The sequence below is a fragment of the Streptomyces sp. NPDC051180 genome, assembly GCF_040689545.1.
Classification (GTDB): domain Bacteria; phylum Actinomycetota; class Actinomycetes; order Streptomycetales; family Streptomycetaceae; genus Streptomyces.
This window is the reverse complement of sequence record NZ_JBFBBC010000012.1, coordinates 69,531-93,440: the sequence shown is the minus strand read 5'-3', so window position 1 is coordinate 93,440 and position 23,910 is coordinate 69,531. Positions and strand designations below refer to the sequence as shown.

Below are 23,910 nucleotides of genomic sequence, written 5' to 3'. Positions count from 1 at the left end.
TCCTGTCCCGAGGACCTCTTCGTCCCGAAGCGGCAGCTCGGCCAGGGGCGCTTCCAAGGGCTACCGCGCCTTTCACCTGGGCTGCTGGTCTTCAGGTGATCGCGTTCGTCCGCCGCTGTTCGTCGGCGTTGCCACGCAGTTGGACAGTCACCCCGGGTACGCACCGGGCGCTGAAAAGCTGGGCTGACAGGGCTGCACGGCACGCAAGGAGCCGCCCTGATCAGCTCTGAGACACCAACTCGATCGACACCAGTGCCGCTGATTCAAGGTCGATCGTGTCTCCGTCGTCCTCGGAAAGAGCCTCATCCGGGTAGTCGGCGGGCACGACGACCAGCATCGTGTGCGGGCGGGGAAGCCAGCCGACATCCTGCGGAGGGTCGTAGCGGCCGATATCGATGATCCGCACCAGCGTCTCGGGTATGCCCACAAGGCAGCTGTCACCGACGTGCAGGTTCCATGGCTCAGGATCGGTCTTGAACAGGCTCATGATCCAGCCCGAAGAGTCGGGCGACATCCCGAAGGATCTCCGCCCGTTCCACTTGATGTGAGACTGCGGATCGATCTCGGCCCATGGCCACTCAATCGAAGCGTGGAAGCAGGACACCTCGGCCACTCGACCTTCCGCCGGCGGGCAGCTGACTCGTAGAACGTCGCCCACCCGGAACTCGTGATGTGGCGTGTCTGTGCCCATGGTTGCCCCTGCTGTCGCTCGCTCCAAGAGTTGCACCGTACCGACCGCCTCAGCTGAAACCCGCCCCACCTCCCATCCCGTCTGCCGTCGCCCCGCACGCGCTGTGGAGCAGGTGCGGCGCCGGGCGCCCATGCGCAAGAGCCCACCCCTGTGGTCGTGGCCTTCTGGCACATAGGCGGCACGGCCATGATCATGCGGAAGGGCCGACGCCGGGGATCTCTCCCCGGCGCCGGCCCTTCGCGTGAAGCCCTCTGTCGGGTTCGAACCGACGACCCCAGCTTTACAACAGAGGGAGGGTGATCACTGACGTGACCTGCGAGTGATGCCACTGCATGCATGGAGCATCATGTCCGACATGCTGCTGACCCTTGGTTCCGACCGCCAGACGCGCGACTTCACGTGTGACTGCTGCGACGCCCCCATCGAGCGGGCATGGGACTTCATCCACGCCGACGGCGCTCCCCACGCCGTGTACTTCGCGAACTGCTACCACCACGCCGATCAAGACCACGACGCATGGATAGACGTGATCTTCGGTACCTGGGGTGCCGGACCCGACGAGTGGACGGATCACGTCGCCTTCGCGTGCCGTGTCGGTCCTGTGGCCGGCCAGACCTCTCCGGCCTCCACCCTGGTGACCGCCGGCCTGGCGAACCCTGACGGACCGCTCTTCGGGCTCAAGCTCGACCGTGAAGCCGCCTTGAAGCACCCGCGCCTGAACGAGTTCTGGCAGGTCTCGGACTTCATCCTGGAGAACGATCCCCTGGTGCGGGCCCACGTCTACGGCCACTAGGAGAACCAGCGACGACTCGCCACCGACCCGAGCCGTCATGCGTGCGGACGGCGGCCGGGCTGGAGGGATGCACGAGATCAGGAGCGCACCCGAAAGGCCGTGGCTGCCGCCTTCCAGGGCACATACGCTCCCCGTCATCGAGGAACCCGGGGGCGATACGACATGGCCGACGAGGCGGTCTCGGTGCTTCGGGGCGCGGGCGCCACGCATGGCCGCCGTTGGTTGCCCCTCCACGGCCCGCAGACGGCCCGGAACCTACTCAGTCACGAGCCCAGTCGAAGGGCATCGGTGCGCCCTGCGGAACGACCCATGGGTGCGGATAGCGTGCCCGACAGCCTGTGCACCGCGCGACGAACGGACCGATTTCCGGGTTCGTCAGAACGCTGTAGTGACTGGAGGGCTGAGCCGGAAGCATGTGCCCGTTCGCTGTCGACTCCAGGCCGGGCCACTCTGGTGAGCACTCGCAAGGTCGTTCCACAGCAAACAGCTCACCGTCAGAGACCCCGGCCGTTCGCTTGAAGAGCCTGGCGAGGGTCTCACGTACCGACACAGCCGGCCTCCGCTTCACGTAGCCCGAACCCTGGGTGGGCAGAGGCTATCCGAGGTCACGGAGCGGCTGGGCTGGAGCGGTAAGTTCGGGGGAGTGCGGCCGTGCAAGCAACTCGCTCTCGCCTGGTTGTGCAGGGATGGCAACGGTGTCCCGAGCAGCCCGTGCGAAGTCGCGTTGTGCTTGCCAACGGGCGCGTGAGGCCGCGATCAATTCTTCCTTCGAATCAGGGTGTCGATGGAACTTGCCAGCCTTCGCACGCTCGGCCATCAGAGCATTCGCGGCCTGGTCTGCCAGGTCGGCCACCTGGGCTGGCCCTTCGATGGTCACCAGCGCCAGAAGCGGCCACAGCTCCGCCAGCCTCTCATCAGCCTGTGCAGCGGCGTTGAGGTAAGCCTCCTCGGAGACTCGCGCTTCCGGCTTGACCGTCGCGCCTATCGCCTGCGCAGTCCGTACTGCCTGATTGATGAACTGTACGTACGCTTCCTTGCGTGTTGTGCGGTATTGGTCTCGCCTGGCCTCATCTCGCTCGTTGTTCGTCAACCTCTCTTGGTGTCTAAACTGGTGACGATTAGTTAGCAAACTCAGCCAACTGGTGATGCCAGCGCCGGCAAGCGTTGACAACGCAGTGATCAGTGCAATCGAAGCCGCATCGCTCATAAGTCCATTCTGCTTTGGGGCGCCGACACCAGGTGCTGAATGGCTCCGTCACCCGACCTTGGCCACCCCAACTCCCATCTCAACAACCCACGGCCGGCACCCGCGTACGGGCCTGGCGGACCGCCCTCCTCGAGGAAGGCGTGGGCGAGCCGACCGTCGTCAAGGCGTACCAACTCCTCCGAGCCACCCTGAACACGGCCGTGGACGACGAGCTGATCCGCCGCAACCCCTGCCGCAACAAGGGCGCCGACCGATACAACGTCCCCGAGCGCCCCAATCTCACTGTGGCCGAGGTGTACGCCGTGGCCGACAAGGCACCGAAGTCCGCCGCCGGCATCCGACCGGTCGCCTTCCCGGCCGAAATCGCCCCAGAGCCCGCTCACCACTTGGAGCACTTCGCCGGTGCCGGTCAGGACGGCCATCTCTTCCGGGGTCCCCGCGGCGGCCTCTTTCGGCGAACCAACCTCCGGGACGACCGGACCGCCGCCCGCCCCCTGTCGGGTTCGAACCGACGATCCCCGCTTCAGAAGTTCGGCCTGGCTTCCCCGAGAGAGGGCAACCTCCTGCTCGCACTCGCTGTCGACAGCCACACTGGACTGCCGTCATCCACTGTTGCTGATGTCAGCCAAGGATGTCGAAGGCTGCTCTACTCAGCCCGGCTGGACGACCGCGTATTCACCGCCGGCAGCAGGCGTCAGGCGAGTGCGCTCCTCCTCCGAGAGGACCCGTCCAGTCCTTGCGGCTATCTGTCCCAGCGATTCACCCGCGCTCGCTTGGACGATCTCCGGCGCCTCCGGGTCGACGGCCACGGCGAGGAGGGCCTGGCGGGCCTGCTCTTCATCCGTGGCGTACAGATCCATGGCGGCATCGTCACGTGCCCCGATGTCGGCGCCGCGATCGAGCAGCATCGCAAGCAAAGCCTTCACCTGCTGTGCATCCATGCAGTCATCCTTCACGACGGACCGGAGGGGCTCACAGGGGATCTCAAACTGTGCGGCGGGACGGCGATCACCGCCACCTCCACTGTCGGTCCTCGCCGGGCCCAAGCGGGCCGCCGCCTCTTTACAAGAGCGGGAGGGCGGAACCACGTCTGACCTGGGCGGATACTGAGCTGACTGCTCCACCAGACAGCTAGCCTCAGAGGTGTTGCTTCGCTGCCCTGACGAGATGAGCGATGCCATCCCGCGTGTGTACCCTTCGCTGATCCAGCTCTGACCGGCTGTCCGTTTTATGTACGGCTGTGACCTCGGCAAGCAAGCTTTCACCCTTGCGGCTCAGCTCTTCGTTGTCGGTGAGCATCTGCATCCGGAACAGAGCCTCCTGAGCCTTGGACCTGAGGTCATATGCCCGGATCTGCACAGCCTCGGCAGCTTCCGGAGGGGGCTGCTCATGCGTACAGAACCAAAGGTGCACGAGACACCGCCGGTAGTTGATCAAAGCCGCCGCATAGGCCGTGTACGCGTCCAGCCGTTCCTGACGCAGCTTCTCGTCCCGCGTGAACTGGTGACCTCTTTCAGTGGTGCGCCGTTGGACTCCCAGGGTGATCCCCGAACCAAGCAGGGTGCCCAAGACGGCGATGGCGCTGGCGATTATGGCTTCCACCTCTGTAGAAGATCACGACCGAAGGCGCTCTGTGATCGGTTCGCATGAGCTACTGGGGCACATGTTGGGGAGCAAGCCCTCTCTACCGGGTCCGAGCTTGCGGCCCCCACCGACCCTCCACCCGCCATCCGCCCTGACTCCCATCCGCCACACCTCACCAGCCGGCACCCGCGCACAGGCCCCATCCATCCCGGAGTTTGAGCGCCCCGGCGGAGGCATCGTCTTGAGCCGCCCTTGCGTACCGCCTCGGCCGCATCGTGGTTCGCCGCCCATCACCCCGAGCCGTCAGGCGTGCGGACGGCGCCCGGGCTGGAGCGGGGCGGAGACAGGAGCGCAGGCCCGGGCGACGGGCCGCGCGCGCCGCGCCGTGCACGGCGGGTGCCTTGATGAGGCAGAGGTATCTGTAACAGCTGCTTCGACCGGGCCTTCTGGCGCGTAGGTGGCAAGGCCGTGATCATGTCGAAGGGCCGGCGCCGGGGGATCTCGCCCCTGCGCCGGCCCTTCGTGTGGAGCCCCCTGTCGGGTTCGAACCGACGACCCCCGCTTTACAAGAGCGGTGCTCTGGCCAGCTGAGCTAAGGAGGCAGCGAGTGCAGTGTAACGAACGGGGGGTGGGGGGTGGTCGGGAATCTCACCGTGGGGAGGGTGCTGACAGATCGGGTGCGGGGAGGTAGCGTCACGGGGAGTTCACCTGGGTGGACTAGACCTCAATCCTTCCTTTACTCGGATCGTCCGGCACGTTCCTGCCGGTGAAGGGACACATCACCATGGCTTCCGTCACTTTCGACAAGGCGACCCGGGTGTACCCCGGTGCCACCAAGCCCTCCGTCGACCAGCTGGACATCGAGATCGCCGACGGCGAGTTCCTCGTGCTGGTCGGACCGTCCGGCTGTGGCAAGTCGACGTCGCTCCGCATGCTCGCGGGCCTCGAGGACGTCAACTCCGGCGCGATCCGCATCGGTGACCGCGACGTCACGCACCTGCCGCCGAAGGACCGGGACATCGCGATGGTGTTCCAGAACTACGCGCTGTACCCGCACATGAGCGTCGCCGACAACATGGGCTTCGCGCTCAAGATCGCCGGCGTGAACAAGTCGGAGATCCGGGCGAAGGTCGAAGAGGCCGCGAAGATCCTCGACCTCACGGAGTACCTGGACCGGAAGCCGAAGGCGCTCTCCGGCGGTCAGCGCCAGCGTGTCGCCATGGGCCGCGCGATCGTGCGCGAGCCGCAGGTGTTCCTCATGGACGAGCCGCTGTCGAACCTCGACGCGAAGCTCCGTGTGTCGACGCGTACGCAGATCGCCGGTCTGCAGCGCCGTCTGGGCATCACGACGGTGTACGTGACGCACGACCAGACCGAGGCCCTCACCATGGGCGACCGCGTCGCGGTGCTGAAGGACGGTCTGCTCCAGCAGGTCGACTCGCCGCGCAACATGTACGACCGTCCCGCCAACCTCTTCGTCGCCGGCTTCATCGGCTCCCCGGCCATGAACCTGGTCGAGGTCCCGATCACGGACGGCGGCGTGAAGTTCGGCAACAGCGTCGTCCCCGTCTCCCGCGACGCCATCGCCGCGGCGGCCGCCAACGGCGACACCACGGTCACGGTCGGCGTCCGCCCCGAGCACTTCGACGTGCAGGGCCCGACGGGCAAGGACGGCCTGGCCGTCACGGTCAACGTGGTCGAGGAGCTCGGCTCCGACGGCTTCGTCTACGGCTCCACCCGCGTCGGCGGCGAGGACAAGGACCTGGTCGTCCGCGTCGGCGGCCGTGACGTCCCGGCCAAGGGCACCACGCTGCACGTCGTGCCGCGCGCCGCCGAGCTGCACGTCTTCTCGACCTCCACGGGCGCGCGTCTCAGCGACTGACGCCACCCGAGCCTCCCCGGCTCTCCCGGACGGCCCCGCATCTCCTCGGCAGATGCGGGGCCGTCCGTTTAAAAGGGCGTACCGCGGAAAACCCCGGCATTCGGGGCTGCTCCGGGCCGACGCGTCAACACGGGATTCGAAAAGGCGCCTCGAACCATCCCCCGCGAGAGTGACTAAATGTCGCCATATCACTACCGGCCGCTACGCTCGCCTGCGTGACGCACACTGCCCGCCGAATCGGCCGCTCTCTCGCCCTCGTCCTGCCCGTCGTCCTGGTGCTCTCGGGAACGCTCGCGGTGTCCGCCGTTCCGTGGGCCGGCCAGGACTCCGGAACCCAGCTGACGGCCTCCTCCTCGGAGGTCTCCGTCCGGGCCAAGTCCCGTGCCCCGCAGGACGTCCTGCGCGACCAGCTCCTCGCCGAGCTCCAGGAGAAGGACCCCGGCACGGCCCTCACCCACCTCCAGCGCGAGGTGGAGAACCGGCCGTCGCTGGCCAAGCACTGCATCTCGATCGCCCGCGCGCTGGGCCGCGCCGCCGTCGAGCACTACGGACCCTCGCGCGCCCAGTCGTTCTCCCGCCCGGTCTGCGACACCGCGTACGCGACCGGCGTCATGCGCGCGAGCTGACCCCCGTCGCGCGTCCGGCCGTCGGGCGTACGGGGCGACGCCTATCGTTCCCCGTATGCACACCTCTCCGACGCAGGCCGTGGTCCTGGCGGGCGGCCAGGGCTCACGGCTGCGCCCGTACACCGACGACCGCCCCAAGCCGATGGTCGAGATCCCGGGCACCGGGACCCCGATCATCGGCCATCAGCTTTCCTGGCTGGCCGCCGAGGGCGTGACCGACGCCGTCGTCTCCTGCGGCCATCTCGCCGAGGTGCTCCAGGAGTGGCTGGAGACGGCCGACCTCCCCCTCAAGGTGACGACGGTCGTCGAGTCCGAGCCGCTGGGCCGCGGTGGCGGCCTGAAGTACGCCGCCGCGCACCTGCCCGCCCCGGACCAGCCCTGGTACGCCACGAACGGCGACATCTGGACGCGCTTCTCGCTGCGCGAGATGGCCGCGTTCCACACGGAGCGGGACGCCGTCGCGACGCTGGCCCTGGCCCGCCCCCGGATCCCGTGGGGCGCCGTCGAGACCGACACCTTCGGGCACATCACCGACTTCGTCGAGGCGCCGCCGTCGCCGTTCCTGATCAACGCAGGCGTGTACGTCTTCTCCGCGACCTTCACGGAGCTCCTCCCGGATCTCGGCGACCACGAGCGGACCACGTTCCCCCGGCTCGCCCGTGAGCGCCGGCTGGCGGGCTTCCCGCTGCCCCAGGGGGCGTACTGGCGGGCCATCGACACCGCCAAGGACCTGACCGAGGCCGCGAAGGAGCTGGCCGCGCAGCGCGCCTGACGGCCGGCCGCCCGCGTCCCCGCTCAGGACCAGGGGGTGTCAGGCGACGGGAGCACGACACGGGAGAGGGCGGCACCGCGATCCAGCGCGGTGCCGCCCTCTCCCGTGTCGGGGGCGCGGGGTCAGCCCAGGAGGCCGCCGATCGGGTTGCGGGCGCCGCCCGAGGTGGAGCCGCTCTCGGTCGGGGTGCTGCCGCCGCCGGAGCCGCCGGAGCCGCCGCCGGACGAACCGCCGGTGCTGCTCGGGCTGTCGCTGGTGGACGGCGGGGGCGCGGGCTTGGACTGGGTGGGCGTACGGCTGCCGGTGCCGCCGGTGGAGCTGCCGCGGGTGGCGGTGGGGCTCTGGGTCCGGGTGGACTCGCGGGTGGACTCCGTGGGCCGCGCGGCCTCCTGGGTCTCCTCGCGCTCGGCGGGGGCCTTGGTGGTCTCGGCGGGCTTGGGGGCGGTGGAGGCGCTCTTGGAGGGGGCGCGGCGCTGCGGCTCGGTGGGGAGCGGCTGCCCGGGGAGGTGGTTGATCGGGTCGTCGTTGGGGCCGGGGACGGTGACCATCTCGGTGGAGCGGACGGCGCCGCCGAGGACGGAGCCGACGAGGAGGGTGAGGCCGACGACGACGGAGGCGAGGAGGGTGCTGCGGCGGATGACGCGGCGGCGCAGGTCCCAGAGGTCGGCGCGGGGGCCGAGGGTGCGCCACGCCTCGCCGGCGATCCGGCCGTCGAGGGAGTAGACGGGGGCGCCGGCGATGATCAGCGGGGACCAGGCGGCGAGATAGATGATGTCGGCGGAGTCGTAGACCGGGACGGTCTTCCAGCTGACGGTCAGCAGGAGCGCGGCGGAGAGCAGGGCTCCGACGACGGCCGCGACGCGCTGCCAGAGGCCGAGGACGGTGAGGACGCCGACGACGACCTGGAGGAAGGCGACGGTGAGTCCGGCGCCGACGGGGTGCTGGAGGGCGAAGTCGCGGAGGGGTTCGGCGAGCGCCCACGGGTGGAGGGAGTTGAGCCACTTCACCATCGAGCCGCGCTCGCCGCCGTCGAAGTAGACGGGGTCGCAGAGCTTGCCCATGCCCGCGTAGATGGAGATGAAGCCGAGGAAGACGCGGAGCGGGAGGAGGACCACGCCGAGGTTCATCCGGCGGCCCGGGTAGTAGGCGTGCCGGACGCTGTCGTTGCCGTGGCGCTGGGCGGCGCGGCCTTGCGGCGCGTCGTCGTACGGCTCGGCCGCCTCGGGCCGGAGCTCGTAGACGTCGTCGTACGCGCCCTCGGCGCGGCGCATCGGCGGCAGGAGCGGCGCGGAGTCGGCGGGCACCACCGGGGTGGGCATCGTGGTGTCGATCCGCGGGATCGCCTGCGTGTCGCCGGTCCCGTGACCGGAGTGGCCGCCGTGGCCCCCGCGCCCCACGGCCGGTTCGAGCGTGGAGACGGACGACTCGCGCACGGCCTGCAGGAGGCCGGTGGCGCCCGGTGCGGACTTGCCCGTCCACACGACGGGACGGCGGCGCGGGCCGGCCGCTCCGGCGGCGACGCCGGCTCCGGCGAGGGCCGCGGTGCGGGCGCCGGAGCCGAACTGGGGCTGCGGGGCCGGCGCGAGCCGCACACGGAAGCTGGCGTGGTTCACGATCACCTGGGCGGGATCGGAATCCACCTTGACCATGCTCAGCGCGGGCTGATCGTCGAACCCCGGCCGGGGCGTTCTGGTGTCCACACTCATCTAACCGAGTGATCTGGGTTTAGGACACTGCCTTGACAGCTCGCAAATGTCCGAGGCCCGTCAAGATCACGCCACGGCCGGGGCCGGGGTACAGCAGGTGCGAGGTCAGGCCATGCGGCGGCGGGCGGCCTCGTAGAGCACGACACCGGCGGCGACACCGGCGTTGAGCGACTCGGCGCCGCCCGGCATGGGGATGCGGACGAGGAAGTCGCAGGTCTCGCCGACCAGGCGGGACAGGCCCTTGCCCTCGGAACCGACGACGATGACGACCGGGCCGCCCAGCTCCTCCAGCTCGTGGACCTCGCGGTCGCCGTCGGCGGCGAGGCCGACGACCGTGACGCCGGCCTTCTGGTACGCCTCCAGGCAGCGCGTCAGGTTGGTGGCGCGGGCGACCGGGGTACGGGCGGCGGTGCCGGCCGAGGTCTTCCAGGCACCGGCGGTCATGCCGGCCGCGCGGCGCTCGGGGACGACGACGCCGTGGCCGCCGAAGGCGGAGACGGAGCGGACGACGGCGCCGAGGTTCCGCGGGTCGGTGACGCCGTCGAGGGCGACGATCAGCGGGTCCTCGTGGTGGTCGTAGGCGTTCGCCGCGAGGTCCTCGGGGTGCGCGTACTCGTACGGCGGGACCTGGAGGACGAGGCCCTGGTGGTTGAGGCCGTTCGTCATCCGGTCGAGCTCGGGGCGCGGCGCCTCCATGATGTTGATGTTGCCGCGGCCGGTGGCGAGGTTCAGGGCCTCGCGCACGCGCTCGTCGTTGTCGATGAACTGCTGCACGTACAGCGTCGTGGCGGGCACGCCGTCGCGCAGGGCCTCGAAGACCGGGTTGCGGCCGACGACCATCTCGGACAGGCCCTTGCCGCCGCGGCGCGCGACGGGCTTGCGCTTGGCGGTGTTCCGGGCGATCGCGTTGGAGACGCGGAACGCCTTGTGGCCCTTGCGGTTCTCGGCCTTGGGCGTCGGGCCCTTGCCTTCGAGGCCCTTGCGCCGCTGGCCACCGCTGCCGATCGTCGCACCCTTCTTGTTGGACGTGCGACGGTTCCTGCGCTGGCTGTTCCCGGCCATGACTACTCTCATCCTGGGTGTTGCGTACGTAAGGTCTGTAAGTGAAGTGTGCCGCCCGGAGGCCCGAGCGGCACGTCTTCTAACGGTTGCCCAGCGTCCAGCGGGGGCCGTCGGGGCTGTCCTCGATGGCGAGGCCGGACTGGGTGAGCTGGTCGCGGATCGCGTCCGCGGTCCCCCAGTCCTTGCGCTCACGGGCCGACTCGCGCTGCTGGAGCACGAGCCGTACGAGGGTGTCGACGACGCCGTGGAGCTCCTCGCCGCCACCGGTCTCCTCGGCCCAGTGCGGGTCGAGCGGGTCCAGGCCGAGGACGCCGAGCATGGCCCGGACCTCGGCGAGGCGGGCGATGGCCTCGTCCTTGTCGTCCGCGGCGAGGGCGCTGTTGCCCTGGCGGACGGTGGTGTGGATGATCGCGAGCGCGTGCGGCACGCCCAGGTCGTCGTCCATGGCCTCGGCGAAGGCCGGCGGCACCTCGGCGGCGGGGGCGACGGGCACCCCGGCCTTCTCGGTGGCGCGCTGGACGAAGCCCTCGATGCGGGCGAACGCCGACTCGGCCTCGCGCAGGGATTCCTCGCTGTACTCGATCATCGACCGGTAGTGCGGGGTCCCCAGGTAGTAGCGCAGGACGATCGGGCGCCAGTTCTTCACCATCTCGGACACCAGCACGCTGTTGCCGAGCGACTTCGACATCTTCTCGCCGCTCATGGTGACCCAGGCGTTGTGCACCCAGTACTGCGCGAACTCGTCGCCGAACGCCTTGGCCTGGGCGATCTCGTTCTCGTGGTGCGGGAAGATCAGGTCGAGGCCGCCGCCGTGGATGTCGAAGGCGGAGCCGAGGTACTTGTGCGCCATGGCCGAGCATTCGAGGTGCCAGCCGGGGCGGCCGCGGCCCCACGGGGTCTCCCAGTCGGGCTCGCCGGGCTTGGTCGACTTCCACATGGCGAAGTCGCGCGGGTCGCGCTTGCCGGCGACGCCCTCGTCGGGCTGGCGGAGGTCGTCGATGTCCTGGTTGGACAGCTCCAGGTAGCCCGGGAAGGAGCGCACGTCGAAGTAGACGCTGCCGTCCGCCTCGTAGGCGTGGCCGCGCTCGATGAGGCCGCGCATCATCTCGACCATCTCGGGGACGTGACCGGTGGCGCGGGGCTCGTAGGTCGGCGGGAGGCAGCCGAGCGCCTCGTAACCGGAGTTGAACGCGCGCTCGTTCTCGTAGCCGATGGACCACCAGGGGCGGCCCTGCTCGGCGCCCTTCCTGATGATCTTGTCGTCGATGTCGGTGACGTTGCGGATGAACGTGACGTCGTAGCCGCGGTACGCGAACCAGCGGCGCATGATGTCGAAGTTCAGCCCCGACCGGATGTGGCCGATGTGCGGGGCCGCCTGCACGGTGGCGCCACAGAGGTAGATCGAGACACAGCCCGGTGTGAGCGGGGTGAAGTCACGGATCTGCCGGGCGCTGGTGTCGTACAGGCGAATAGTCACCACTCCAGGGTAGTGGGCGTGTGGTAGTGCCCCGCGACCAGTTCGCGATCGCCGATGACGTTTTTCACCGGTACCGGTGGCAATCGGTCATCCCGGTCGGCGACGGCGGCCCCGGACTGGCGGACGTCCGCCACCGCCGAGGTTCCCGCGCCGACGGCGGGCGGGCGCCGACCGCCGGCGTACGCCCCGGCCGGTGCCCGCCCGTTCGGGCGCTCGGGCCTGTCGTCACATTCCCCTCGTTGCCCGAAGGGCGGCCCTGCGGCGTCTGGTGCGTGCTCTCGGTGTGCCGGGTGGAAGTGCTCGTACTGGGCGTACTCGCGCTTTCGCCCGGTGCGGCGAGAGCGCGTGCCAGGCGTCGCGGGGCAGAAGGGGAATGTGACGACAGGCCCTAGCGCGCTTCCGTCGGGTAGACGAGGGCGGTCGCGATCGCGGCGAGGCCCTCGGCCCGGCCGGTGAGGCCGAGCCCGTCGGTGGTGGTGCCGGAGACGGAGACGGGGGCGCCGGCCGCCGCGCTCAGCGCCTTCTGCGCCTCGTCGCGGCGCTTGCCGACCTTCGGGCGGACGCCGACGACCTGGACGGCGATGTTGCCGATCTCGAAACCCTCGGCGCGGACGATCCGGGCCGCCTCGGCGAGGAGGGTGACGCCGGAGGCGCCGGACCACTCCGGGCGGGAGGTGCCGAAGTGGGCGCCGAGGTCGCCGACGCCCGCGGCGGAGAAGAGCGCGTCGCAGGCGGCGTGGGCGGCGACGTCACCGTCCGAGTGGCCGGCGAGGCCGTAGCCGCCGCTGTCGGAGGCGTCCCAGAGCAGGCCGGCGCACCAGAGTTCGCGGCCCTCCTCGAAGGCGTGCACGTCGGTGCCGATGCCGGTACGGGGAAGGATCATCGGTTCAGAAGCCATCGTTGGCCCTCCTGCGGGCGAGTACGGCCTCGGCGAGGACGAGGTCGAGGGGGCGGGTCACCTTGAAGGCTTCCTCGTGGCCGGGTACGACGACGACGGGGGCGCCGAGCCGCTCGACCATACCGGCGTCGTCCGTGGCGCCCTCGCCGGCGAGGGCGATGGTGGCGTGGGCGTTGACCAGCGTGTCGCGGTCGAAGCCCTGCGGGGTCTGGACGGCGCGGAGGCGGGCGCGGACCGGGGTGGCGACGACCTGCTCGGGGTCGCCGGGCTTCCCGGCCGGCTCGACCTCCTTGACGGTGTCGGAGACGGGCAGCGCGGGGACGACGGCGACGGCCCCGTCACGGACGGCCTCGATGACCGCGTCCACGGTGTCCACGGGGACGAGGGGACGGGCGGCGTCGTGGACGAGGACGGTGCCGACGCCCTCGGGGAGCGCCTGGAGGCCGAGGTGGACGGACTCCTGGCGGGTGTCGCCGCCGGGGACGACGAGGTAGTCGGTCCGCTCGGGCAGGGCGTGGGCGTCGAGGAGGTTCTTGACCTCGGCGGCGCCGTCGGAGGGGGCGACCACGACGACCAGCGAGACCGCGCGGGAGGCGGCCATCGCGCGGACGGCGTGGATGAGCATGGGGGTGCCGTTCAGCGCGCGCAGCGCCTTGGGGGCGCCCGGGCCGAGGCGTACGCCCCGGCCGGCCGCAGGGATCACCACAGCGGTAAGAGGAGGACGCGCTTCGTCTGACATCGGTTGCACTCCGGCAGGTTTGTTTCCGCGGCCGACATGGGTATGGCCTCACCGTGCCGGACGCTCCGCCTTGACCGGGCCCTTTCCGTGACGACGGTCGAGGCGTGGCCGCCCGGGCACAGGGGTTCGAACGTCTCGGGGGGTGCGGGCTTTATTCTCGGCGGCGCACACGCGTGCCCGTTCAGGCTGTCCGTGTGTGTACGGCCGTGCGTACGCTCCGCGTTCGTACGCGAACATGCCGCAGCGCCCGGCGACGGCACTGTGTGGATCACAGCACGCCAGCGGGCGCCGCGGCAGCATCGCTTCACTTGGCAGCGCGCTCGGGCGGGTCGTCGGACGGGGTCCTCGGACGTGGCCTGAGCACGCTCAGGACGCGAGGACCTCGTCGAGGAGAGCCTCGGCCTTGTCCTCGTTCGTGTTCTCCGCGAGGGCGAGCTCGCTCACCAGGATCTGGCGAGCCTTGGCGAGCATGCGCTTCTCACCTGCGGACAGCCCGCGCTCACGCTCGCGCCGCCACAGGTCGCGGACTACTTCGGCGACCTTGATGACATCGCCGGAGGCGAGCTTCTCGAGATTTGCCTTGTAGCGACGGGACCAGTTCGTCGGCTCTTCGGCGTACGGCGCACGCAGCACCTCGAAGACCCGGTCCAGCCCGTCCTGACCGACCACATCGCGGACTCCGACGAACTCCGCGTTGTCCGCGGGCACGCGGACAGTCAGGTCGCCCTGCGCGACCTTGAGCACCAAGTAGGTCTTGTCCACGCCTTTGATCTGGCGAGTTTCGATGGCCTCGATCAGCGCGGCCCCGTGATGGGGATAGACCACGGTGTCGCCAACCTTGAACGTCATGTGACAGGTACCCCTTCCGTGGCTATCCAGGGTAACACGGATTCAGCTTCTTCTGAATGGCGTTTTCGCAGGTCAGGGCATATCTCGGGGCTTGACAACGGCAAGCCGATCGTGCTGCGGAGAGCTTCCGGAAGGCGGTATTCGCAGGTCGGAGCGGCTGTGCGGACAGAGAGAAACGCGCACGTTACACCTACCCCGAGCCACTCAAGGCAGGCTCGATGTCCTGATTTGTCTGGTTCGGACTGCCCTTCTTCGCGTACTCCGTTCGAGGATCGTCCACTCGTACGGATGCATCCGCGAGGGATTCCGCAATTGATCAGTCGACGCGGCTCGGGGATTTTCCGGAGCCGCGACTCCGGGGAATGCGCGGCGCACCTCGAATTGATCAAGGCGGATATGTGAACACCAGGTCAATGGGTCGTGATCCGGCCATGTCAGCCGGCGGCCGGAGCGGCGCCGGGACCGCACCCGGGGGCGGCTCCGGACGGCCGGCCCCGCGGCGACCGGAGACGACCGCGGTCGGTTAGGGGCGGGTCGGGTGCGGGACGGAGAGTGCGGCTCGGTAACCTAAGCGCGCTGACACACCCTTAGTTGTTCCTCAGTTCCCAAGCCTGTCCGTACGTCCTAGGAGAAGCCGCCGCCGTGAGCCGCAGCCTTCGACGCGGCGCCCTCGCCGCCACCGCCATCGTTTTCTCCATCGCCGCGCTGTCCGCCTGCGGTGCCGGCAACAACGCGCAGACGCTGGAAGTGCGGCCGGACAACGCCGCCGTCACCGTGGACGACGTCAAGATCCAGAACGCGCTGGTGATCACCCAGCCCGAGATCGGCGTCAAGGGCCCGGCCGTGGTCTCGGCCACCGTCTTCAACAACGGCAACCTGCCGCAGGTCATCGAGTCGATCACCCTTCCGGGCACGCTCGGCACCGTGAAGCTGAAGGCGGCCGAGGGCGCCGGCCCGATCACCGTCCCGGCGCTCGGCTCGGTCGTCATCGGCGGCGAGGGCAACGCCTCCGCCGTCGTCGAGAACGGTCTGGCGGAGGCCCGCAACGGCAACGCCCAGAAGGTCGTCTTCAAGCTGAGCAAGACCGGCGAGGTGAGCCTGAGCGCCTTCGTCGTCCCGGCGACCAGCTACTTCAAGGACTTCGGCCCGAGCGTCGTCCCGGCCCCGCCGGGCGCCACGCCGTCCGCCTCGGCCTCCCCCTCCGGTGACGCCGAGCACGGCGCCGGCGAGGGCGAGGGCGAGGGCGAGCACGGCGCCGAGCCGTCGGGCGAGGCGAGCCACACGGCCGGTCACTGACCGCACGCACAGACGTGAGGAGGGGCGCCCCCCGGCCGGGGGGCGCCCCTCCTCACGTCCAGGCGCCGTTCCTCACGCCAGGGCGCCGTTCCTCGCTCCCGGGCGCCGTACGGGACGGCCGCGCGCCGTGCTTCACGTCCGGGCGCGGCTCCTCGCGTACGTGCGCCGTCTACGGCTCGAACTTGTAGCCGAGGCCGCGGACCGTGACCAGGTAGCGCGGGGCGCCCGGGTCCGGCTCGATCTTCGCCCGCAGGCGCTTCACGTGGACGTCGAGCGTCTTGGTGTCGCCGACGTAGTCCGCGCCCCAGACCCGGTCGATGAGCTGCATGCGGGTCAGCACACGACCCGCGTTGCGCAGCAGCATCTCCAGGAGGTCGAACTCCTTCAGCGGCAGGTCGACCTTGCCGCCCCCGACCGTCACCACGTGGCGGTCGACGTCCATGCGGACCGGGCCGGCCTCCAGCGCCGCCGGGGTGACCTCCTCCGGCTCGCCGCGGCGGCGGAGCACCGCGCGGATGCGGGCGACCAGCTCCCGCGAGGAGAAGGGCTTGGTCACGTAGTCGTCGGCTCCTATCTCCAGGCCGACGACCTTGTCGATCTCGCTGTCCTTGGCGGTCACCATGATGACCGGGACGTTCGAGCGGCCGCGCAGCTGGCGGCAGACCTCGGTACCGGGGAGCCCCGGAAGCATCAGGTCGAGGAGGACGAGGTCGGCTCCGTTGCGCTCGAACTCGTCGAGGCCGTCGGGCCCGGTCGCCGCGACGGCGACCTCGAAGCCCTCCTTGCGGAGCATGTACGACAGGGCGTCGCTGAAGGATTCCTCATCCTCGACGACAAGCACTCGGGTCACGGAAGGACCTCCGGGGCGGGGAGCGGTTCGGTCATGAGATCAGGGGTGGGGGAGAGAGCCGGCCGGCGGTCCCGTGCGGAGCCCGCCTCGGGCAGCCGCAGGGTGAAGGTGGAGCCCTGACCCTCGGTGCTCCAGACGGTGACCTCCCCGCCGTGCGAGGCGGCCACGTGCTTCACGATGGCCAGGCCGAGCCCCGTACCGCCGGTGGCGCGGGAGCGGGCCGGGTCGACGCGGTAGAAGCGCTCGAAGACGCGCTCCTTGTCCTTGTCGGGGATGCCGATGCCCTGGTCGGTGACGGCTATCTCGATCAGGTCGCCGCCGGGCGCGGCGATCTTGCGGGCCGCGATGCCGACGCGGGTGTGGGCGGGTGAGTAGTTGACGGCGTTCTCGACGAGGTTGCCGAGGGCGGCGGCGAGCTGGCCGCGGCTGCCCCAGACCCGCAGGTCAGCGGTCCCCCCGGACGCCATGGTGATCTGCTTGGTGGTGGCCGTGTGCCGGGAGCGGTCGATCGCCTCGGCGACGAGTTCGTCCACGGACACCGGCTCGGAGTCCTCCAGCGGGTCGTCGTTCTGCACGCGGGAGAGGTCGATGAGCTCCTGTACGAGGTTGGTGAGGCGGGTCGCCTCGATCTGCATGCGGCCGGCGAAGCGGGTGACCGCCTCGGGGTCGTCCGAGGCGTCCATGACGGCCTCGGAGAGCAGCGAGAGCGCGCCCGTCGGGGTCTTGAGCTCATGGCTGACGTTGGCCACGAAGTCGCGCCGCACCGCTTCGATGCGGCGGGCCTCCGTGAGGTCCTCGACCAGGAGCAACACGAGCCGCGAGCCCAGCGGGGCGACCCGGGCGGAGACGGCGAGGGCCTCGCCGCGTCCGGTGCCGCGCCGTGCCAGGTCCAGTTCGACCTGCCGTATCTCCCCGTCGCGTCGGGTGTCGCGGGCCATGTTGAGCATGGGCTCGACGGCCAGCTTCCCGCCCCGGACCAGGCCGAGCGCGTACGCGGCCGAGCTGGCCTTCACCACGGAGTCGCTCTCGTCGAGGACGACCGCGGAGGAGCGCAGCACGGACAGCACGGTGTCGACGCCGGGCGGGAGCACGGCGTCGGTGTGCAGGGAGGTACGGGTGGGGCGCGCGTGGTCGCGTTCGCTCCAGCGGAACGCCAACATGGCGATCACGCCGGTACACACTCCGGCGATCGCTGCCAATGCGGCGACCGCCGCGTTCACGTCCATGCCCTCAAGGTTATGCGGGGCGACGGACACTCTCCCAGCCGTCCGAGTGCCTGCTCGAACACTCGTCGCCCAGAGTTCACCGTGGAGACGGGACCGGTTCATTTGACCCGGGGGCCGCGGTGGCGGGCGTCGCCCAGAGTTCACCTTGGGGAAAGTGCCGGTTCACGTCAGGTGTCGGAACCGGACGCGTAGGGGGCCGAACGTGGCAACGTGGGGGTCCGAGCCCCACCCGGACCCCGGAGCATTGCGTAGAGAGGGACATCCATGCGGGACGCGTACCACGAGGAACTGGACTCGATCGGCGAGAGCCTGGTCGAGATGGCCCGACTCGTCGGGTCGGCGATCGGGCGCGCCACGACGGCCATGCTCGACGCGGATCTGAAGCTCGCGGAGAGCGTGATCGCGGCGGACCAGAAGGTCGACGACCTTCAGCACGACCTGGAGGCCCGGGCGATAGCACTGCTCGCCCGCCAGCAGCCGGTGGCGACGGATCTGCGGATCGTGGTGACCTCGCTGCGGATGAGCGCCGACCTGGAGCGCTCGGGCGACCTCGCCCAGCACGTGGCGAAGCTGGCGCGGCTTCGCTTCCCCGACACGGCGGTGCCGCGGGACCTGCACGCGACCATCCTGGAGATGGGCCAGCTGGCGCAGCGCCTGATGGCGAAGGCCGCCGAGGTCATCATCACCAAGGACGTCGACCTGGCCCTCCAGCTGGAGCAGGACGACGACGAGATGGACCTGCTGCACCGGACGCTCTTCCAGCACCTGATGGACGACCGCTGGAAGCACGGCATCGAGACCGCCGTCGACGTCACGCTCCTCGGCCGCTACTACGAGCGGTTCGCCGACCACGCCGTGTCGGTCGCCAAGCGGGTCGTCTACCTGGTGACCGGCGAGCACGCCGACGAACTGCAGGCGGCGGACGCGCCGGTCGAGGGCGCGTAGGCGGGGCCGGGCGCGTCGGGGGTCGTGTCGGGGGGGCACGACCGCCGCGCGCGGCCGGCGGGGCGCGGCTCGTGGACGGCGCACGGTGGCATCAGTAGGGGGCGCACGGACGGCGCGCGCGATCCCGGTGCGCCGTTGATGCGCCCGGCAGGGCGGGCATGCAGTGGGGAGAGACGAATCCGCGTCTCCTAAGGGAGGGATCCCCATGGCCGATTCGCCCATCACCACCGACTCCTCGCCCGAAGCCCCGCGCGAGGCGGTGTTCCTGCCCGTGCTCGGGGCCTGCGGCTGCGGTTCGGGCTGCGGCTGCGGCTGCCAGTCGGGATCACCGTGCCAGTGCGGAGGCTGCTCGGGCTGACCGGTGAGGGGCGGGGCGCGGCGACGACCGCGCCCCGCCCCGCTCAGCCGATGTCGAGGACGCCGACGGTCTGACCGCCGCTGAGCTCGCCGGTCGTACGGAAACCGAGCTTCCGGTAGAAGGCGCCGGGCCCGTCCTCGCCCGGTTCCCAGGTCACGAACAGCCTCTTCTCACCGCGCCGGAGGAGCTCCTCCCGGACGGCCTCGACGGCGAAGCGCCCGTACCCCTTCCCCTGGCCCTCCGCGGTGATGTTGAGGCGCCAGAGACCGCTGCGGCGGTCGGCGGGGTCCTTCTTCTCGTCCCACGGGATGTCGAGGAACGCCATCAGGAAGCCGACGAGCTCGTCGCCGTCGAAGACCAGCCGCGGCCATGCCGTCTCCCCGAAGGCGTACGCCTCGGCGAGGGAGTGGGCGACGGGAGCGACGTTCCGCTCCTGATGCGGGTGGACGCGCAGCGCGAGGGCGGCGTCGACGTTGGCAGGGGTGACCTGCTCCAGGCGCAGTGACGTGCTCATGCGGTGGACGGTAGCCACTCGCCGGGGGAGCCGCCCCCGAATATCCGGACCGGACGGAACGACCGCCGGACCGGCCTACGCGTACGAGGCCACGAACACCACCGAGCGGAGCTTGAGGAGGTCGGTGGTCGGGCTGCCGTGCGGACGGAGCGTCCAGGACTCCCCGGTGCAGTCCGGCCCGGTGAAGACGACCGCGAACTCGTCCGTGTCGTTGTGCGGTGCGAAGGCGGGCTCGGAGGACCCCGGGTCGGCGGCCTCGGCGAGCGTGACGCACGAGGCGTTCACCGGGTCGTGCAGCGTGATCCACTGCTGGTCGCCGCCGATGCCGACGAACCGGTAGCCGAAGTCGCCGGTGGCGGCGGAGGCCGGGGAGGCGAGGGTGGCGGTGAGAGCGAGCGCGCCGCAGAGGGCGGCGGCGGAGTGACGGAGACGCACGGGGTTCTCTTTCGCGAGGACGGTGAGGCGGTGAGGGCCGCGGGGACGCCCGCGGCCCTCCCCACCTCTAGCCCCCTCCTGCACCCCGTGACCGGCACACCACGGCCGTAAGGTTTCCCCCTCACCCGTCCGGCCCAGCCGGGCGCACCGCGGCACGTGCGACGCGAGCTGTCGGGGGTCGAGCGCCGCACGCGCCCTTTCGCCCAACGGAATGAAATCCGACATCGGGATGGTTACACTAAGAACATGCCATATGGCATACGGTGACGGTCTGCCCAAGGGGGGCGCAGTGGCTCACGAGTACATCGCAGAAACCACGCACGGAGACAAGGTCTTCACCACCGACGTCCACCACACCCACCACCACCGTGGCCTCCTCGGCTGGTACGAGGACCACAAGGACTTCATCAACAGCATCATCGCCCTCCTGGGTCAGGGCGTTCAGCTGCTCGGCATCCACGAGTCCCGTCAGGGGCGACGGGCCGGGCAGATCCTCCGCAACAACTAGGTCCGGCGACCGGCCCGGCCACGGGGCCTCACGGGGATGCCCCCCCCCTGAGGCTCCCCGCACGGGCCCGGAGCGTGAAAATGCCCCCGGTCCGCGCCGTGTGCGCGGGTCGGGGGCATGATCGTTTTTCTTACTTCTTCTTGCCCTGGTTCTTGACGGCCTCGATGGCGGCCGCGGCGGCGTCCGGGTCGAGGTAGGTGCCGCCGGGGGTGAGGGGCTTGAAGTTCTCGTCGAGCTCGTAGGCGAGGGGGATGCCGGTGGGGATGTTGAGACCGGCGATGTCGGCGTCGGAGATGCCGTCGAGGTGCTTGACGAGCGCGCGGAGGCTGTTGCCGTGGGCGGCGACGAGGACCGTGCGGCCGGCGAGGAGGTCCGGGACGATCGAGTCGTACCAGTAGGGGAGCATGCGCTCGACGACGTCCTTGAGGCACTCGGTCCGCGGGCGCAGCTCCGGCGGGATCGTCGCGTAGCGGGCGTCGTGGGCCTGCGAGTACTCGCTGTCGTCGGAGAGCGCCGGCGGCGGGGTGTCGTACGAGCGGCGCCACAGCATGAACTGCTCCTCGCCGAACTCGGCGAGGGTCTGGGCCTTGTCCTTGCCCTGGAGAGCGCCGTAGTGGCGCTCGTTCAGCCGCCAGGAGCGGTTGACCGGGATCCAGTGGCGGTCGGCGGACTCGAGCGCGAGCTGCGCCGTGCGGATGGCGCGCTTCTGCAGGGAGGTGTGCAGCACGTCGGGGAGCAGGCCGGCGTCCTTGAGCAGCTCGCCGCCGCGCGTCGCCTCCTTCTCACCCTTCGCGGTGAGGTTCACGTCCACCCATCCGGTGAACAGATTCTTCTCGTTCCACTCGCTCTCGCCGTGGCGGAGGAGGATCAGCTTGTACGGTGCGTCGGCCATGCGTAGGAGCCTAATCGACCGCTGACGATTGACGCGCGTCGTCAATTGGCTGGCGTCCGACCCCTGAGATACGTAAGTTACGGGAGCCAGAAGCAGGGCTTACGAAAGCAGGGGGCCGCACCACATGTCCATCCATTCGCTCAGACGATCGGCCCGGACGACGGTCTCCGGCCTCCCGCCGGGCTTCTGGTGGCTGTGGCTGTCGACCCTGGTCAACCGGACCGGGGCCTTCGTCCTGACCTTCCTCTCCCTCTATCTGACGATCGAGCTCGGGCACTCCGCGTGGTTCGCCGGACTCGTCGTCGCCCTGCACGGGCTCGGCGGCGTCGCCGGCTCGCCCCTCGGCGGGGCGCTCACCGACCGCTGGGGCCGGCGTCCCACGATGGTCACGATGCACCTGGCGGCCGCCGCCTGCGCCGCCGCGCTCGCCGTGGTCACCAGCGCCTGGGCCATCGCCGTCGTCGTCCTCCTCATGGGCGTCGCCATGCAGGCCGTCCGGCCGCCCATCAACGCCACCATCGCGGACATGGTCCCGGCCCACGACGTGCGCCGGGCGTACGCCCTCAACTACTGGGCCCTCAACCTCGGCTTCGCCATCGCCTCCATCGGCGGCGGCGCCGCGGCCTTCCTCGGCTACCGCACCCTCTTCGTCGTCGACGCCGTCGCCACCGTCCTGTGCGCCGTGATCGTCTTCCTCCGGCTGCCGGAGACCCGCCCGGAGGCCCGCCTCGACCAGCGGGGCGAGCCGGTCGTCGAGGAGAAGGTCAGCATGCTGACCGTGCTGCGCGACGCCCCGTTCCGCACCCTGGTCCTGCTCAACCTGCTCGTCTGCCTCGTCTTCACCGCCCCCTGGATCGGCCTGCCGCTGACCATGGCCGGCCAGGGCCTCTCGCCTTCCTCGTACGGTGTCGTCATCGCCGTCAACGGCATCGTGATCGTCGGTTTCCAGCTGCTCGTCAACAAGCTGACCGACAAGCGCTCCCCGGTGCTCCTGCTGAGTCTCTCCTCGCTGCTCTTCGCCCTCGGCACCGGCGCGACCGCCCTGGCCGGCTCCCCGGTGGCGTTCGCCGCGACCGTGATCGTCTGGACGGTCGGCGAGATGATCCACGTCCCGACGAACGCCGCGGCCACCGCCCGTCTCGCCCCCGAGCACGCCCGAGGCCGCTACCAGGGCGTGATGGGCATGTCCTGGGCGGTCGCCGGTTTCGTCGCCCCGATCCTGGCCGGTGTGATCGTCGGCGGGCCCGGGCCCGACGTGCTGTGGGCGGCGACGGCCGCCGTCGGCGTCCTCGCCGCCGTCGGGTACTACACCCGGCTGCGGAAGGCCCTCGCCGACGACGACACGGGGACCCCGACCGGGGCACGGACCCCGGACGGGACCGACCGCGACGGCGATGCCGAGGACGCCGTCGGGATCGAGGACGCGGTCAAGGCCGAGGGCGAGACCGTCGCCCCCGCGGCCGTGCCCGTCGTCTCCCCCGTCGTCGCCAAGGCCGAGGGCTCCGGGTCGTCCGCCGTCGGCGTCTGACCGGGATCCCCGCGGGGACCCCGTCCGACCCGGATCCCCGCGGGGACCTCGCACCCCGTCGGGGAGGGACCCTTCGGGGCTTCGGACCCCTGGCGGGGTGCTCACTCCCCCGGGTACGTCGCCCACCCGGCGACCGCGAAGCCCGTCCCCTGCCGGCGGACCTCGGCGGCGCCGGAGCCGCCGAAGTGGGCGGGTACGACCAGCTCGCGGGTGTCGGCGGCCCGTTCGAGGACACGGCGGCGGGTGGCGGAGGCGCCACGGGGGTCGAGGCAGAAGCAGCTCGCGCGGCCGGGGTCGAGGATCTGGACGGGGCTGTGCAGGAGGTCGCCGACGAAGACCGCGCGGTCGGTGCCGGAGGCGAGCCGGAGGACGGCGGAGCCGGGGGTGTGGCCGGGCGCGGACTCCAGGACGAGGTGGTCGTCGATGCGGTGGGCGCCGTCCCAGAGGTCGACGAGGCCGGCCCGGTGCACGGGCGCGACGCTGTCCTCGTGGACGAGGCGGTCGTCCGCGTGGAGACCGCCGCCGTAGCCGTTGTCCGGCCCGAAGTGGAAGTCGTCGGCGGCCGGGACGAGATAGCGGGCGTTGGGGAAGGTGGGGACCCACGCGCCGCCGGCGTCCCGGGTGTTCCAGCCGACGTGGTCGGCGTGGAGGTGGGTGTTGACGACGACGTCGACGTCCTCGGGACGGATGCCGGCCCGCTCCAGCCGGCCGGGGAGGTCGTCGGTCCGGTGGTGGAAGTGGGGTGAGCCGGGGCGCTCGCGCCCGGCGCCCACCCCGGTGTCGACGAGGACGGTCCGGCCGCCGCTGCGCAGGACCCAGCTCTGCAGCGCCATGACGGCGCTGTCCTCGTCGGGCGCCCAGTGGTCCGGCGCCAGCCACTCCTCGTTGCCCTTCCACACCTCGGCCCCGGCGTCCGGGACGAGGGTCCGGGCGGGGGCGAAGGGCCCCTGCCACTCGACGATCCGGATGACCTCGACGTCCCCCAGGACGATGCTCTGTGCGCTCTCGTTCGTCATGCGGTCGAGCCTAGGAAAGGGCGCTGAGCGCCTCAATGCTCCACAAGCTCCCCGGG

25 protein-coding genes, 1 tRNA gene and 1 pseudogene are annotated in these 23,910 nt (G+C 70.5%); 10 read left to right on the top strand and 17 right to left on the bottom strand.

The genetic code is table 11. The features are described from left to right. Positions 1-220: 220 nt before the first annotated feature. Complete coding sequence (locus AB0424_RS22025) at positions 221-613, bottom strand: hypothetical protein (RefSeq protein ID WP_366307919.1); 393 nt, start codon at positions 611-613, stop codon at positions 221-223. A 424-nt stretch (positions 614-1,037) separates the two neighbouring features. Between AB0424_RS22025 and AB0424_RS22020 the strand changes: the two genes are divergently transcribed. Then, a complete protein-coding gene (locus AB0424_RS22020; protein WP_366307917.1) occupies positions 1,038-1,484 on the top strand; it encodes a hypothetical protein in 447 nt (148 codons plus the stop codon). A 595-nt stretch (positions 1,485-2,079) separates the two neighbouring features. Here AB0424_RS22020 and AB0424_RS22015 read toward each other — a convergent pair. Next, entirely contained in the window at positions 2,080-2,691 is a 612-nt protein-coding gene (locus AB0424_RS22015) for a hypothetical protein (RefSeq protein WP_366307915.1), read from the bottom strand. A gap of 101 nt (positions 2,692-2,792) precedes the next feature. Here AB0424_RS22015 and AB0424_RS22010 point away from each other — a divergent pair. Then, positions 2,793-3,167 (top strand): annotated as a pseudogene (locus tag AB0424_RS22010) (site-specific integrase); the annotation flags it as partial. Between the two features lie 174 nt (positions 3,168-3,341). On the opposite strand, the gene AB0424_RS22005 reads toward AB0424_RS22010, so the two are convergent. The 3 genes from AB0424_RS22005 to AB0424_RS21995 form a co-directional block, all read right to left on the bottom strand. Further along, positions 3,342-3,632, bottom strand: a complete 291-nt coding sequence (locus tag AB0424_RS22005; protein WP_366308155.1) for a hypothetical protein — start codon at positions 3,630-3,632, stop codon at positions 3,342-3,344. 196 nt (positions 3,633-3,828) lie between these two features. Next, a complete protein-coding gene (locus AB0424_RS22000) occupies positions 3,829-4,293 on the bottom strand; it encodes a hypothetical protein (protein WP_366307913.1) in 465 nt (154 codons plus the stop codon). 507 nt (positions 4,294-4,800) lie between these two features. Beyond that, positions 4,801-4,877, bottom strand: a tRNA-Thr gene (locus AB0424_RS21995). A gap of 182 nt (positions 4,878-5,059) precedes the next feature. On the opposite strand from AB0424_RS21995, the gene ugpC reads away from it, so the two are divergent. The 3 genes from ugpC to AB0424_RS21980 all read left to right on the top strand — a co-directional run bounded on the left by ugpC (position 5,060) and on the right by AB0424_RS21980 (position 7,555). Beyond that, the gene (gene ugpC / locus AB0424_RS21990; RefSeq protein ID WP_366307911.1) at positions 5,060-6,157 is read left to right on the top strand and encodes a sn-glycerol-3-phosphate ABC transporter ATP-binding protein UgpC; all 1,098 of its coding nucleotides are present in this window, start codon (positions 5,060-5,062) and stop codon (positions 6,155-6,157) included. A 215-nt stretch (positions 6,158-6,372) separates the two neighbouring features. Beyond that, positions 6,373-6,783, top strand: a complete 411-nt coding sequence (locus AB0424_RS21985; RefSeq protein ID WP_366307909.1) for a hypothetical protein — start codon at positions 6,373-6,375, stop codon at positions 6,781-6,783. Between the two features lie 55 nt (positions 6,784-6,838). Further along, on the top strand, positions 6,839-7,555 hold the full coding sequence (locus tag AB0424_RS21980; protein ID WP_366307907.1) for a nucleotidyltransferase family protein: 717 nt from the start codon (positions 6,839-6,841) through the stop codon (positions 7,553-7,555). 122 nt (positions 7,556-7,677) lie between these two features. Here AB0424_RS21980 and AB0424_RS21975 read toward each other — a convergent pair whose 3' ends face one another. The 6 genes from AB0424_RS21975 to AB0424_RS21950 form a co-directional block, all read right to left on the bottom strand. Then, positions 7,678-9,261: a DoxX family membrane protein gene (locus AB0424_RS21975; RefSeq protein WP_366307905.1), complete on the bottom strand. Its 1,584-nt coding sequence runs from the start codon at positions 9,259-9,261 to the stop codon at positions 7,678-7,680. Between the two features lie 105 nt (positions 9,262-9,366). After that, positions 9,367-10,323, bottom strand: a complete 957-nt coding sequence (gene rlmB / locus AB0424_RS21970; RefSeq protein WP_366307903.1) for a 23S rRNA (guanosine(2251)-2'-O)-methyltransferase RlmB — start codon at positions 10,321-10,323, stop codon at positions 9,367-9,369. Positions 10,324-10,402: 79 nt separating this feature from the next. Next, positions 10,403-11,800: a cysteine--tRNA ligase gene (gene cysS / locus AB0424_RS21965; RefSeq protein WP_366307901.1), complete on the bottom strand. Its 1,398-nt coding sequence runs from the start codon at positions 11,798-11,800 to the stop codon at positions 10,403-10,405. 388 nt (positions 11,801-12,188) lie between these two features. Further along, the gene (gene ispF / locus AB0424_RS21960; RefSeq protein WP_366307899.1) at positions 12,189-12,698 is read right to left on the bottom strand and encodes a 2-C-methyl-D-erythritol 2,4-cyclodiphosphate synthase; all 510 of its coding nucleotides are present in this window, start codon (positions 12,696-12,698) and stop codon (positions 12,189-12,191) included. Continuing rightward, positions 12,688-13,437 carry a 2-C-methyl-D-erythritol 4-phosphate cytidylyltransferase gene (gene ispD, locus AB0424_RS21955; protein ID WP_366307897.1) on the bottom strand — a complete coding sequence of 250 codons (750 nt, stop codon included), beginning with the start codon at positions 13,435-13,437 and terminating at the stop codon, positions 12,688-12,690. Before ispD ends, ispF begins: the two co-directional genes overlap by 11 nt. Positions 13,438-13,803: 366 nt before the next feature. Further along, positions 13,804-14,286 (bottom strand): CarD family transcriptional regulator, encoded by a 483-nt coding sequence (locus tag AB0424_RS21950; protein ID WP_003953493.1) that lies wholly within the window; start codon positions 14,284-14,286, stop codon positions 13,804-13,806. A 642-nt stretch (positions 14,287-14,928) separates the two neighbouring features. Between AB0424_RS21950 and AB0424_RS21945 the strand changes: the two genes are divergently transcribed. Then, positions 14,929-15,582 (top strand): DUF461 domain-containing protein, encoded by a 654-nt coding sequence (locus tag AB0424_RS21945; RefSeq protein WP_366307895.1) that lies wholly within the window; start codon positions 14,929-14,931, stop codon positions 15,580-15,582. 169 nt (positions 15,583-15,751) lie between these two features. Here the strand turns inward: AB0424_RS21945 and AB0424_RS21940 are convergent, their stop codons facing one another. Together AB0424_RS21940 and AB0424_RS21935 are read right to left on the bottom strand one after the other, a co-directional pair. Beyond that, the gene (locus AB0424_RS21940; RefSeq protein ID WP_188271409.1) at positions 15,752-16,432 is read right to left on the bottom strand and encodes a response regulator transcription factor; all 681 of its coding nucleotides are present in this window, start codon (positions 16,430-16,432) and stop codon (positions 15,752-15,754) included. Beyond that, positions 16,429-17,658, bottom strand: coding sequence for an ATP-binding protein (locus AB0424_RS21935; RefSeq protein ID WP_366307893.1), 1,230 nt, complete (start codon positions 17,656-17,658; stop codon positions 16,429-16,431). The genes AB0424_RS21940 and AB0424_RS21935 overlap by 4 nt, the downstream gene beginning before the upstream one ends. 264 nt (positions 17,659-17,922) lie before the next feature. Between AB0424_RS21935 and phoU the strand changes: the two genes are divergently transcribed. Continuing rightward, positions 17,923-18,603 carry a phosphate signaling complex protein PhoU gene (gene phoU / locus AB0424_RS21930; RefSeq protein WP_033203724.1) on the top strand — a complete coding sequence of 227 codons (681 nt, stop codon included), beginning with the start codon at positions 17,923-17,925 and terminating at the stop codon, positions 18,601-18,603. A 205-nt stretch (positions 18,604-18,808) separates the two neighbouring features. After that, positions 18,809-18,961: a hypothetical protein gene (locus AB0424_RS21925; RefSeq protein ID WP_366307891.1), complete on the top strand. Its 153-nt coding sequence runs from the start codon at positions 18,809-18,811 to the stop codon at positions 18,959-18,961. 43 nt (positions 18,962-19,004) lie between these two features. Here the strand turns inward: AB0424_RS21925 and AB0424_RS21920 are convergent, their stop codons facing one another. Continuing rightward, positions 19,005-19,475 carry a GNAT family N-acetyltransferase gene (locus AB0424_RS21920; RefSeq protein ID WP_366307889.1) on the bottom strand — a complete coding sequence of 157 codons (471 nt, stop codon included), beginning with the start codon at positions 19,473-19,475 and terminating at the stop codon, positions 19,005-19,007. Between the two features lie 75 nt (positions 19,476-19,550). Beyond that, positions 19,551-19,910, bottom strand: a complete 360-nt coding sequence (locus AB0424_RS21915; RefSeq protein ID WP_366307887.1) for a hypothetical protein — start codon at positions 19,908-19,910, stop codon at positions 19,551-19,553. Between the two features lie 289 nt (positions 19,911-20,199). Here AB0424_RS21915 and AB0424_RS21910 point away from each other — a divergent pair, with 289 nt between their 5' ends. Next, complete coding sequence (locus AB0424_RS21910) at positions 20,200-20,418, top strand: hypothetical protein (protein ID WP_366307885.1); 219 nt, start codon at positions 20,200-20,202, stop codon at positions 20,416-20,418. Positions 20,419-20,548: 130 nt separating this feature from the next. Here the strand turns inward: AB0424_RS21910 and AB0424_RS21905 are convergent, their stop codons facing one another. Further along, the gene (locus AB0424_RS21905) at positions 20,549-21,310 is read right to left on the bottom strand and encodes a phosphoglyceromutase (protein WP_366307883.1); all 762 of its coding nucleotides are present in this window, start codon (positions 21,308-21,310) and stop codon (positions 20,549-20,551) included. 124 nt (positions 21,311-21,434) lie between these two features. On the opposite strand from AB0424_RS21905, the gene AB0424_RS21900 reads away from it, so the two are divergent. Next, positions 21,435-22,838 carry an MFS transporter gene (locus AB0424_RS21900; protein ID WP_366307880.1) on the top strand — a complete coding sequence of 468 codons (1,404 nt, stop codon included), beginning with the start codon at positions 21,435-21,437 and terminating at the stop codon, positions 22,836-22,838. 101 nt (positions 22,839-22,939) lie between these two features. On the opposite strand, the gene AB0424_RS21895 is transcribed toward AB0424_RS21900, so the two are convergent. Beyond that, positions 22,940-23,854 carry an MBL fold metallo-hydrolase gene (locus AB0424_RS21895; protein WP_366307878.1) on the bottom strand — a complete coding sequence of 305 codons (915 nt, stop codon included), beginning with the start codon at positions 23,852-23,854 and terminating at the stop codon, positions 22,940-22,942. Between the last annotated feature and the right edge of the window lie 56 nt (positions 23,855-23,910).